Origin of the sequence: Loktanella sp. DJP18, assembly GCF_049310965.1 — a bacterium.
Classification (GTDB): Bacteria; Pseudomonadota; Alphaproteobacteria; order Rhodobacterales; family Rhodobacteraceae; genus Loktanella.
Genome location: NZ_JBMERN010000011.1, coordinates 1 through 11571, shown reverse-complemented (window position 1 = coordinate 11571; position 11571 = coordinate 1). Strand labels below are relative to the sequence as shown.

Sequence of the window (11571 nt, the reverse complement as noted above, 5' to 3'; positions counted from 1 at the left end):
CGGGGGCGATGCACCACCCCGGCCGCCGTCGTCAGGTCAACCGCGCGAGCGGCCATGGCCACCGCGATCGTCATGGCCGCGGCCCTTGTGATCGCCACGGCCCGGTCCACCGCGCCCAATGTGTTCGGTCATGGCGTCGAATTCCGCGGCACTGATGCTGCCATCCGCGTCAGAGTCCATGTGGTCGAACATCCGCGCCATGCGGTCGCCATCGGGTACCATCTCCTCTGCCTGCAGCAGGCCATCACCGTTCGTGTCGCGGGCGGCGATCATCCGCGCCATCCGGGCGGCGCGGCGCTGATCCTGTTGCGCGATCATCTCCTCTGCGGACAGGCCGCCGTCGCCGTCGGTGTCGGCCGTGGCAAAGCGCGAAAGGGCCTGGGCCTGCATCTCCTCTTGCGTGACCGCACCGTCGCCGTCGACGTCAAGGGTCGCGAAGTCCGGCCGCATCGGGTCGTCGGTCGGGGCGGCGGCCGGCGGTGTCGTCACCGTCTGTGCCTGGGCCACAGCCCCTAGCGACAGGCTGGCCAGCAGCGTCGTCATCATCAAAGTCGTCTTCATGTGCATCGTCCTTGGCTGGTATCATGAACCGACGGCCATTTCCCGGCCGTCGATGCAGGTGATACGCGCGCCAAGCCGGGTTCCGTCGCAAAACAGATCGGTTTTTCTGCAGATCGCCCGCGACCATTGGACACAAACTGCGGCTGCCCCCTTCCATTTTCGCGCCATCGGGTGCACCTGACAGGGGTGGAAGGAGCACTCATGTCCGAAACCCTATCATCCAGCACAGACCGCAACACGAAGTCAGCCATGTGGCGCGGCTTTTGCCGACGCTGTCCGCAGTGCGGTGAAGGCCACATGTTCGAAGGCTTTCTCAAGGTCGTGGATCGCTGCCCCGCGTGTCGGGAAAATCTGTCCGGCCACCGCGCCGACGATGGTCCGGCCTACCTCACGATCCTGATCGTGGGGCATATCCTCGCGCCGATCCTGATCTACAGTTTCGTCGAATTCCGCCCCGACCCGCTGCTGCTGGCGACGATCTTTACCGTCGGAACCGTGGCGCTGTCGCTTTTCCTGCTGCCCCGGCTCAAGGGACTGGTCGTGGGCATTCAATGGGCCAACCGGATGCACGGCTTTGGCCATCGCGCCTGACAAGACCGCACTGCGCGACGCCGCCACAATCATCGTGCTGCGGCGGGACGACGTGCCGTCCGTCCTGATGGGCCAGCGCGGGGCGGGTGCCGCCTTCATGCCCAGCAAGTTCGTCTTTCCCGGCGGGGCCGTCGATCCGGTCGATCATCGCGTTCCGGTAAAGGTGCCGGTCGCGGAAGCCACGGCGCTGGCCGCCGACAGCGTGTTGCCACCGACCGCCCTTGCGGCCGCCGCGATCCGCGAGCTGTGGGAGGAGACGGGCCAGATCATCGGCGCGCCCGGCCCATGGACCGACCCGCCGCAAGGCTGGCGCGGTTATGCGGCGACGGGCCATGTGCCGGACGCTGCGCGTCTGCGCTATTTCTTTCGCGCGATCACGCCACAGGGCAGGCCCCGGCGGTTCGACGCGCGGTTCTTCCTCGCCGATGCCGCCGACCTGATGACGGACCCTGACGATTTTGGCCGGGCCGAGGATGAGCTGTCGTTGCTGCAATGGGTACCGTTGGCGCAGGCCCGCACCTTTGATCTACCCTTCATCGCCGAGGTCGTGCTGGCGGAACTGGTGGCCCATGTCGCAAATCCCGCTGCCCCGCTGACGGTGCCATTCTTTCGCAACGACGACGAGGCGCATCTGGTCAGCCGCCTGAACGGAGCCCGGCTGATATAGTCGGCGAGCACCAGCATGACCACGCTGGCGGTCAGCAGGATCAGGCCCTGCCATTCGCGCCGCGTGATGCGTTCGCCGAAGACCGCCCAGCCGACCAGGAGCGACAGGCCGAGCTCGATCTGGCCGACACCCTTGACCAGCGCGACGGTCTGCAACGTGAAGGCCACGAACCAGCAGGTCGATCCGGCCATGCTGGTCAGCCCGACCAGCCCCGCCACGCGCCACGCCCGCAGGACTCGCCCGATCTGGCCGGGTTCCCGCAGGATCAGCCAGACTGTCATGATTGTCACCTGGAAGGCCGTCACGAAGGCCAGCGTCACGATGGCGCGAAAAAAGGCATCGCCGTCCGGCAAGGACGTGGATGCACCTCGATAGCCAACACTGGACACCGCAAACAGCACACCGGACGCAAGCCCAAGGCCGCTGCCTCGGTTCAGGACGCGGCGATACCACCGCCCGGTGGCGGCTGGCGCGTCCGACAGCAGAACGATCCCCGGCAAACCCAGCAAAAGCGCCGCCCACGCCAACACCGGAAGCTGTTCGTTCAACACGACGATACTCAGAAGGGCTGCGATCAGGACCTCTGTCTTCATGAAGGTCAGGCCGACCGCGAAGTTGCGTTGGGTGAACAGCGCCACGACGCACATGGTGGCAAGGATCTGGGTGAAACCGCCCGCGATGGCAAAGGCCCAGAAACGGTGCGGGACGCTGGTGCCTTGCCCGGTCCAGTGGGCGTAGGTCCAGGCCACCAGCGCCACCAGCGGGGCGGAGTAGATGAACCGCGCAAAGGTGGCCCCGGCCGTCGAAAGCGTGGCACCGCGCAACTGCTTTTGCAGCATGAAGCGGACAGTCTGTGCCACGACCGCGCCGATGGTCACCCAGACCCAGATCACGTGTTCACTTGCGTCCGACCGCCCGTCCAGCCCCGGCGGGCCACGGCAAACTGGCATGGGCCAGTGCGATCCGCGCCAGCGGCACCGCCACGCGGTCGTCGGGGTCGCAGGCCTTGCGGGTCGTCAGATCGACGTGGATCAGCATGTGCTCGCCCGTCGCCAACAGGCGTTCACCGGCAAACATCTGGTGGAACAGGTGCATCTTTTTGCCCATCCCGGCAAGGATTTGCGTTGCGACGTGGATGCGTGCTCCGGCCCGCACCTCACCCACGTGGCGGATATGCGTTTCAGCGGTGAAGAAGCTGTTGCCACCCGCGACATAGGCCATGTCGCAACCGACCAGCGCCATCATGCGGTCTGAGGCATCGCCAAAGGCCTGCAGATACCGCGCCTCGTTCATGTGCCCGTTGTAATCGGTCCAGTCGAGAGGCACGGCCCGGTCGAGCGTGCGGACGGGCCGGGTCAGGTCCGCCACGTCGTCGAGCGTCTGCGGCAGTCTGTCCAGCCTGCGATCCTGCGCATTCAGCAAGGTGCCGGCACCTGAATCGCGCGCCTTCAATCCCCGCAGGATGGTGACGAGGTTGTCGTCGCGGATGCGTTCCAGCGCGCGAATGTCATGGTGGCCCGACTGCGCATCGGACTGGGCCGCGATCCGGTCGATCAAGGCGTCGTCCATGTCGGGCACATCGGTCAGCCTTGACCAGGGCCAAGCCAGCGCAGGTCCGAATTGTGCAACAAAGTGCCTCATACCGGCTTCTCCGCCGGCAAGTCTGTAGGTTTCGAACAAACCCATCTGTGCCCAGCGCAAACCGAAACCGTAGCGAATGGCGTCGTCGATCTCCGCCGTCGTGGCGTGATCGTCGCGGATCATCCAGAGCGCCTCGCGCCAGACCGCCTCCAGCAGACGGTCGGCGATGTGAGCGTCGAACTCGGCCTGCACGCGCAGGGGATACATGCCGATGCCGGTCAGGATGTCGGCGGCGCGGTCCACGAAGGCGGCCGGGTTGGCGGGACTGGCGACCAGTTCGACGACCGGCAACAGGTAGACCGGGTTGAAGGGATGGGCGACCACGATCTGATCCGGGCGCGTGACACAGCCTTGCAAGTCCGAGGGTTTGAAGCCTGACGTGGACGAACCGATGATCGCATCAGGTGAACAATGGGCCTGAAGCGTCTGATAAACCTTGCGTTTCAGGTCCAAGCGCTCCGGGACGGACTCCTGTATCCAATCGGCGCCGATGACCGCCTCGGCCATATCGGCGCACCAGACAAGCCGACCTTCGGGTGGCAGCGCCACGTCGGACAGGCCCGGCAGCGATCGGCGGGCGTTGGCGAGCACTGCCTCCAGCTTGCGCGCGCCCTCCGGGTCGGGGTCGCAGACACGCACATCCCAGCCCATCAGCAAAAGGCGGGCCGCCCAGCCCGCACCGATGACGCCGCCGCCGATGATCGCCGCCGTGCCCGTCATCAGTTGATGGCGTCCAGGTCCTGCTGTTCCAGCGCGGCGTTCAGGTCGGTTTCAGTCAGCGGATCGTCCAGCGCCGCCTGCGGCACCGGGTTGCGCTTCACGGAGGGATCGCAGGCGGTCATCGGGCTGTTCGCGTCGCGGATGATCAAACCGCCACCCGCGCGACATTCCTCGAATGGCATCGACGCGCCGATCACCATGAATTCGCGAAAGGCCGTGTCAGAGCCACGCATGTCGCCACCGCCGGCGGACGTCAGCAATCCGGTGCCGGCACACCCCGTCAGCAGAACCAGCGCCACCCATCCCAGACATTTCATTGCGACACCTCCACCAGCCGGCCCAGATCGTAGCCATTGAATTCCAGAACTTCGCGCGCCGCCTTGAGGCGGTCCGCGGGGATGTTCGGTTCGCGGTTCAGGATCCATCCCGACCGCCCGTTCGGTGCCCCCACGACCGCAGTGCGGTAGCCTTCGTCGATCCACAGGACCCAATAGTCGGCGGGAAAGGGAATCGAGTCAAACCGGACCTTCAGCCGACCGGGGCCAGTGACGTCAGCACGGCCTTCGATGATGCTGCGCACGCTGCCTCCCGGATTGCGGCAGGTATTCTTCACGGACAATCCGCCGTCCGGCAACGGGCTGTATTCCGCCGTCACACCGACGCAACCCGCCTCGAACGGCACAGGATAGCGGGCGACCTCGTACCATGTCCCGGCATAGCGGTCCGCATCGAAGTTGAGGGCGGATCCGATGGGAACGCTGCGGTCACGGTAGACCTCCAGCGGGCCGCCAACGGGTTCTTCCGGTTGCGGTTTCGCGCAGGCCGCCAGAAGAACGAGCAGGATCAGACGCTTCATGCCAAAACCGGCACGCGCTTGGTCAGGGACAGGCGGCGGCGCACCTCGGCTGGGGACAGGACGCGCGCGCCGAGGTTTTCGATGATTGTCACCGCACGCTCCACCAGTTGCGCGTTTGTGGCCAACTGCCCGCGCCCCAACATCAGGTTATCCTCCAGCCCCACGCGCACATGCCCGCCCGCCAGCACCGACGCCGCGACATAGGGCATCTGGTGCCGCCCCAGCGCGAAGGCGGAAAAGGTCCAGTCGTCGGGCACGTTGTTCACCATCGCCATCAGCGTATTCAGGTCATCCGGCGCACCCCAGGGCACACCCATGCAAAGTTGGACGAGGGCGGGGCCGGTCAGCACACCTTCGGCCACAAGCTGCTTGGCGAACCACAGGTGGCCGGTATCGAAGGCCTCGATCTCGGGCCGCACGCCCAGCGCCGTCATCATGGCCCCCATCGCACGCAACATGCTGGGGGTGTTGGTCATGACGTAATCGGCTTCGGCGAAGTTCATGGTGCCGCAGTCGAGCGTGCAGATTTCCGGCAGACAGACGGCGATATGGGCCATGCGTTCAGTCGCGCCCACCATGTCGGTCCCCTTGACGGGGGGCAGCGGGGTTTCGGTGCCACCGAAGACGATGTCGCCGCCCATGCCGGCGGTCAGGTTCAGCACGACGTCGACGTCTGACGCGCGGATGCGATCGGTGACTTCGCGGTAAAGGTCGAGGCGGCGCGACGGCGCACCGGTGTCGGGGTCGCGGACGTGGCAATGCACGATCGCGGCCCCGGCGCGGGCGGCGTCGATGGCGCTGTCGGCGATCTGCCGCGGGCTGCGCGGCACATGCGAGGACTTGTCCTGCGTGGCCCCCGATCCGGTGACGGCGCAGGTGACGAAGACCTCCCGGTTCATCTCAAGTGGCATCTGCGTTCCCTTGGCGCTGCATTGCGCGGACGTTGGGCCATTCCGCGCGGCCACGCAAGGTGCCGCCCGCGCAGGCTGGTGTCAGTAGGGCATCGGATGCGCCTTGTGGGCGGCAGCGATGTCCGCCAGAACGGCGTCAGTCAGGGTCACGTCGCGGCCTGACAGGATGGCGGCCAACTGATCCGCCGTGGTGGCACCAAAGATCGCGCTGACCGCGAAGGGCCGCGTTGCCTGCCAGGCCATCGCCATGTGGATGGGCGACAGGTCATGCCGTGCCGCGATGTCGAGGTAGGCCTGCACCGCATCGAACACCCGCTCTGACTTGCGACCGCCCAGCTCGCCGTTCAGGTCCATGCGGCTACCCTTCGGCACGGCACCGTCCTGATACTTGCCGGTCAGCAACCCGGCGGCGAGGGGCGAGAATGACAGCAGCGTCACATCCTCGTTCACCATCGTTTCCGACAGGTCGGTGTCGGCGTGCCGGCACAGCAAGGAGTATTCGTTCTGGATCGTCGCCATGCGTGGCAGCCCGTGTTCGTCAGCCAGATCGCACCATTTCACTGTGCCCCAGGCGGTTTCGTTCGACAGGCCGACGGTGCGGATCTTGCCCGCCTGCACGGCGCGGCCCAGCCCAGCCAGCACGTCGTGCATGTGGTCGAGCGTCTGCGCCCGGTCCTGCCCCGACGGGTCATAGGTCCAGTTGCGGCGAAACGTCCAGGTGCCGCGCGTCGGCCAATGCAGCTGATAGAGGTCGATCATGTCGGTCTTCAGCCGCGCCAAGGACGCGTCGATGGCGGCCTCGATGTTGGCCCCGGTGTAGCCTGCGCCATCGCGCACGAAACCTTCGTTCGGGCCGGAGACCTTGGTCGCCAGCACCCAATCGGCCCGGCGACCCGACTTTTCGAACCAGTTGCCCAGAATGTCCTCGGACCGGCCCGCGGTTTCTCTGGATACCGGGTTCACCGGATACATCTCGGCGCAATCCATGAAGTTCAGGCCCGCATCCAGCGCCATGTCGATCTGGCGGTGCGCGTCGTCCTGCGGGGTCTGGTTGCCGTAGGTCATGGTGCCAAGGCACCAGTCGGTCACCGTGATGTCGGTGCGGCCAAGGGGAATGGTTTTCATGAGGCGTCCTTTGCTGTTGCGGCAGACCTAGCCCGCCCACGCGACATTGGCAAAGCCCCGGCGCGCCGCTAGAAGGGCGCCAAGCAACAGAAAGTCCGTCCCATGGCCCGCCACCTGATCACGTCCGCCATTCCCTACATCAACGGGATCAAGCATCTGGGCAACCTCGTGGGGTCGCAGCTGCCGGCGGACCTCTATGCCCGCTACCTGCGCGGGCGCGGGCACGAGGTGCTGTTCCTCTGTGCCACCGACGAACATGGCACACCGGCGGAACTGGCGGCGGCCAAGGCTGGCCAGCCGGTGGCGGAATACTGCGCCGAGATGCATGCGGTGCAGGCCGGGATCGCGCAGGGGTTCGGGCTGTCGTTCGACCACTTCGGGCGGTCATCCAGCCCGCAGAACGCCAGGCTGACGCAGTATTTTGCCGGACGGCTGAACTATCAGGGCCTGATCCGCGAAGTGACCGAGGAGCAGGTCTATTCCGTGACCGACGGGCGGTTCCTGCCCGACCGCTACATCGAAGGCACCTGCCCCAACTGCGGCTTTGAATCGGCACGCGGCGACCAGTGCGACAACTGCACCAAGCAGCTTGACCCGACCGACCTGATCAATCCCCATTCCACAATTTCCGGCGCGACCGACCTGGAGGTGCGGACGACAAAGCACCTCTACCTCGAACAATCAAAGCTGAAGGGGAAGCTGGCCGACTGGATCGAATCGAAGGGCGACTGGCCGATCCTGACGACATCCATCGCCAAGAAATGGCTGACCGACGGCGACGGCTTGCAGGACCGGGGCATCACCCGCGATCTGGACTGGGGCGTGCCCGTGCAGAACGGCGATCAACCGTGGCCGGGAATGGAAGGCAAGGTGTTCTACGTCTGGTTCGACGCGCCCATCGAATACATTGCCTGCGCGCAGGAATGGGTCGACGCCGGCAAGGGTCAGGACTGGGAAGGTTGGTGGCGCACCGACAAGGGTGCCGACGACGTCCGCTATACCCAGTTCATGGGCAAGGACAACGTGCCATTCCATACCCTGTCGTTCCCGGCCACGATCATGGGTGCCGACGACAACTGGAAGCTTGTCGATTACATCAAGTCGTTCAATTACCTCAATTACGACGGCGGGCAATTCAGCACGTCACGCGGGCGCGGCGTGTTCATGGATCAGGCGCTGGAGATCCTGCCCAGCGACTACTGGCGCTGGTGGCTGCTGTCCCACGCGCCGGAATCCTCGGATGCCGAATTCACCTGGGAGGCCTTCGCGCAGGACGTGAACAAGGACCTGGCCGACGTGCTGGGCAACTTCGTCAGCCGCATCACGAAATTCTGCCGGTCGAAGTTCGGTGATGCGGTGCCGGAGGGCGGCGAGGAGGGCGAGGCCGAAGCGGCCCTGACCGAGGAGCTGACCCGCCGCTTGAAGGCCTACGAGGGGCACATGGACGCGATCGAGGTGCGCAAGGCGGCTGCCGAGTTGCGCGCGATCTGGGTCGCGGGCAACGAATATCTGCAAGCCACCGCCCCCTGGACCACCTTCAAGACGGACCCCGCGCAGGCGGCCTGTCAGGTCCGCATGGGTCTGAACCTGATCCGGCTTTACGCCGTGCTGTCAGCGCCCTTCATCCCCGATGCGGCCAAGGCAATGCTGGACGCGATGAACGCGACCGATGCGGGCTGGCCCGACGATGTGGCACAGGCCCTGCACGCCCTTCCCGCCGGTCATGCCTTCACCGTGCCGGACAACCTGTTCCGCAAGATCACGGACGCGGAGCGCGACGACTGGGCGCAGCGCTTTGCCGGGGTGCGCACCTGATCAGGCGGCCCGAACCCCGGTGTGGGCCAGCAGCTTGTCCATGTCGTCCATGTCCGACAGCATCAACGCGAAGGTGCGGGTGGCCGGGATGTGGGCGCAGACGACCAGCACGACGATGGTCATGGGCGTCGCCAGCAGCGTGCCCGTGATGCCCCAGATCCAGCCCCAGACCAGCAGGCCGATCAACACGATGACCGGCGACACCGCCACCTGCTTGCCCTGCACCAGCGGGTCGACGACATTGCCGAGGATCTGTTCCAGCACGAACAGGCCGAGTGCGATGATCGCGACGGTGCCCATGTCCTTCGTCACCATCGCGTAAAGCACCGGCAGGCTGCCCGCGATGATCGATCCGATGGTCGGAATGAAGTTCAGCAGAACCGCCAGCAGCATCCAGACCAGCAGCAGATCGACGTCGAACAGCCAGAGCCACGCGCCGTAGAAGGCCGCCGTCACCATGCCCAACGCCAAGCGCGTCACGAGGAAAATGCGCAGCTTGTGCGCAATCTGCGCCAGCGCCGCCTCGACCTCGCCTTCGACACTGTCCGTCAGGCGGTCGGCCAGCAGGCGCTGCCAACGCTCCCGTTCCGCCAGCATGATCGCCATGAGAAGGACGACGAGGATCAGGCCCGAGATCAGCGTGCCGGTGCTGGCGGCGACCAGCTTGGCGATGTTTGCCATCACGCCGACGGCCTGACCGCCGATCAGGTTTGCAATGCGAGAAAACGGGATGCCGAAGATGGTCTGGCCCGTCTCGTCCCCTGCCTCTTGCGTGGCGGTGGTTTCTTGCAATGCGGCCCCGGCCCGAGACGCCGAATCCTCGGCGTCCCCCGTCGCGGCGTCGGCGATCGCGGACACGACCCCCGTCGGCAGATCGTCGAGCACCTGCGCAGCCTGCGTCCCGGCCAGCCCGATGGCCCCGGCAAAGACTCCCAGAAACGCCAGCACGGCCAGCACCGCACCCACCTGCCCCAGCCAGCCGAACCCCTTCGGCACGTGGGCGCGGATGCCGCTGTCCAGCGGTGCCGCGATCAGCGCAACGAAGAACGCCAGCACGACCGGGACCGCCACGGCGGTCATGGCATGCAGCGCAGCCCCGATCAGCACGACGGCGATGATGAACAGAAGCGTGTCGCGCAGCAGCGGTCTGGGAGTCATGGGTGGTCCTTGTGGTCTGTGCAGGATGAACCCGAGCGACCCGGTCCAGTTCCTTTGCAGTCTGACGATCGGGGACCCGCAGGAAAGGGGTGATATTGGATAACGGCGCAATCGTGCTAATGTCAGCTCAACTTTTTCCCAACTGGATCTGACGACATGCGCTCACTCGCCCTTCTCGCCTCTTTGCTTCTGACATCGACCGCTGCTGCTGCCGCGACCTGCGGCAACGATGCCAGCGGCTTCAATGCCTGGAAACAACAATTCGCGCAGGAGGCATCGGCCCAGGGCGTGGGCCAGCGCGGCCTTGCCGCATTGGACGCAACGCAATACGCCACCCGCACGATCAGCGCCGACCGCAACCAGAAATCCTTTCGCTACGAGCTGGATGAGTTCCTGCGCATCCGCGGGGCCGACACGATCGTGGCCCAGGGCCGCGAGAAGATTGCCAACAATCCTAACTTCTACGGTGCGCTGGAAGAGCGTTACGGCGTGGCCCCGTCCGTGATCGTGGCGATCTGGGGAATGGAGACGGGGTTTGGCAACTTCATGGGCGACAGCAATGTGGTCAGCGCCATCGCCACGCTGGCTTATGACTGCCGCCGTTCCGATTTCTTTAGCCCCCACGCCATGGCTGCGTTGCAGCTGGTGGATCGGGGCAGTCTGTCGTCCGGCACTGTCGGTGCCATGCACGGCGAGGTCGGGCATACCCAGTTCCTGCCGGGCAACGTCGCGCGTTACGGCGTCGATGGCGACGGTAACGGCGTGGTGGACCTGACCAATCAGGTGGACGCGCTGGCCTCGACCGCGAATTTCCTGGCCCAGAAGGGCTGGCAGCGGGGGGCCGGTTTCCAGGAAGGACAACCGAACTTTGCCGTGATCCAGGAGTGGAATGCCGCCACCGTCTATCAGAAAGCCATCGCCCAGATGGCCGGACGCATCGACGGCTAGACGCCAAAGGCGGTGCGACCCGTGGCCGGGCTGCACCGCTTTCGGATCGACTTCGATATAGGCGCGACAGCCTGCATCCGGGCTGTTAGGTTTTGCCATCCGCATCCGTCTCCGGATCGGCATGAACAAACGACGGCAGAGGCTCAGATCATGGCACCACGCATCTCGGACACGGCATCGCCCGAAACGGCTGACGCGCCGACCGTGGCCGAGACGACGGCGCAGAAGCCGGGTCGGTGCTGTCAGACTAATTCGAACCAGTCTCAGTTTGCCGCGAAACGTCGGAACCTATGCCGAACAAAGTTGGCGCCACTCGGAAAGAGCAGCGGCACGGTTGAGCTTGAAGTTATGTCGTGAATAGAGATGGCGCTCCTGGTTAAAATGGTTGTGGACCGAGGCGTGGACTGCGACGAATTTCTGCAAGGTCTTCATGCGCCGAAAGCGGAGCATCGCCCGTTCTCGCCTTCGAAAGGGCTGGTGTGAATTCTCGCCCCTGTTGTTGAGCCAACGGCCTGTTTCTTGTCGGTCCGCGTTGCCGATCTCTTTCATGGCAGCGCCATACGAACGCAGCTGGTCGG

12 protein-coding genes are annotated in these 11571 nt (G+C 65.3%); 4 read left to right on the top strand and 8 right to left on the bottom strand.

Translation table 11 applies throughout. The features are described from left to right. Positions 1 to 36: 36 nt before the first annotated feature. A complete protein-coding gene (locus ACOI1H_RS04960) occupies positions 37 to 561 on the bottom strand; it encodes an EF-hand domain-containing protein (RefSeq protein WP_422435621.1) in 525 nt (174 codons plus the stop codon). Positions 562 to 762: 201 nt separating this feature from the next. Between ACOI1H_RS04960 and ACOI1H_RS04955 the strand changes: the two genes are divergently transcribed. After that, positions 763 to 1152, top strand: a complete 390-nt coding sequence (locus ACOI1H_RS04955) for a DUF983 domain-containing protein (RefSeq protein ID WP_422435620.1) — start codon at positions 763 to 765, stop codon at positions 1150 to 1152. Next, the gene (locus tag ACOI1H_RS04950; RefSeq protein WP_422435720.1) at positions 1142 to 1819 is read left to right on the top strand and encodes an NUDIX domain-containing protein; all 678 of its coding nucleotides are present in this window, start codon (positions 1142 to 1144) and stop codon (positions 1817 to 1819) included. Before ACOI1H_RS04955 ends, ACOI1H_RS04950 begins: the two co-directional genes overlap by 11 nt. 897 nt (positions 1820 to 2716) lie before the next feature. Here the strand turns inward: ACOI1H_RS04950 and ACOI1H_RS04945 are convergent. The 5 genes from ACOI1H_RS04945 to ACOI1H_RS04925 all read right to left on the bottom strand — a co-directional run bounded on the left by ACOI1H_RS04945 (position 2717) and on the right by ACOI1H_RS04925 (position 7072). Continuing rightward, entirely contained in the window at positions 2717 to 4180 is a 1464-nt protein-coding gene (locus tag ACOI1H_RS04945; protein WP_422435619.1) for a carnitine 3-dehydrogenase, read from the bottom strand. Beyond that, positions 4180 to 4497: a hypothetical protein gene (locus ACOI1H_RS04940; RefSeq protein ID WP_422435618.1), complete on the bottom strand. Its 318-nt coding sequence runs from the start codon at positions 4495 to 4497 to the stop codon at positions 4180 to 4182. The genes ACOI1H_RS04945 and ACOI1H_RS04940 overlap by 1 nt, the downstream gene beginning before the upstream one ends. Further along, positions 4494 to 5036 carry a lipocalin family protein gene (locus tag ACOI1H_RS04935; protein WP_422435617.1) on the bottom strand — a complete coding sequence of 181 codons (543 nt, stop codon included), beginning with the start codon at positions 5034 to 5036 and terminating at the stop codon, positions 4494 to 4496. Before ACOI1H_RS04935 ends, ACOI1H_RS04940 begins: the two co-directional genes overlap by 4 nt. Further along, positions 5033 to 5947 (bottom strand): 3-keto-5-aminohexanoate cleavage protein, encoded by a 915-nt coding sequence (locus ACOI1H_RS04930; RefSeq protein WP_422435616.1) that lies wholly within the window; start codon positions 5945 to 5947, stop codon positions 5033 to 5035. The genes ACOI1H_RS04935 and ACOI1H_RS04930 overlap by 4 nt, the downstream gene beginning before the upstream one ends. An 81-nt stretch (positions 5948 to 6028) precedes the next feature. Further along, positions 6029 to 7072 carry an aldo/keto reductase gene (locus ACOI1H_RS04925; RefSeq protein WP_422435615.1) on the bottom strand — a complete coding sequence of 348 codons (1044 nt, stop codon included), beginning with the start codon at positions 7070 to 7072 and terminating at the stop codon, positions 6029 to 6031. 102 nt (positions 7073 to 7174) lie between these two features. On the opposite strand from ACOI1H_RS04925, the gene metG reads away from it, so the two are divergent. Continuing rightward, positions 7175 to 8887, top strand: a complete 1713-nt coding sequence (gene metG, locus ACOI1H_RS04920) for a methionine--tRNA ligase (protein WP_422435614.1) — start codon at positions 7175 to 7177, stop codon at positions 8885 to 8887. Here metG and ACOI1H_RS04915 read toward each other — a convergent pair whose 3' ends face one another. Continuing rightward, positions 8888 to 10045 (bottom strand): AI-2E family transporter, encoded by a 1158-nt coding sequence (locus ACOI1H_RS04915; RefSeq protein WP_422435613.1) that lies wholly within the window; start codon positions 10043 to 10045, stop codon positions 8888 to 8890. A 156-nt stretch (positions 10046 to 10201) separates the two neighbouring features. On the opposite strand from ACOI1H_RS04915, the gene ACOI1H_RS04910 reads away from it, so the two are divergent. Beyond that, positions 10202 to 10993: a lytic murein transglycosylase gene (locus ACOI1H_RS04910; protein ID WP_422435612.1), complete on the top strand. Its 792-nt coding sequence runs from the start codon at positions 10202 to 10204 to the stop codon at positions 10991 to 10993. Positions 10994 to 11281: 288 nt separating this feature from the next. On the opposite strand, the gene ACOI1H_RS04905 is transcribed toward ACOI1H_RS04910, so the two are convergent. Next, a partial coding sequence (locus tag ACOI1H_RS04905) for a DDE-type integrase/transposase/recombinase (RefSeq protein WP_422435611.1) occupies positions 11282 to 11571 on the bottom strand: 290 nt, incomplete at its 5' end.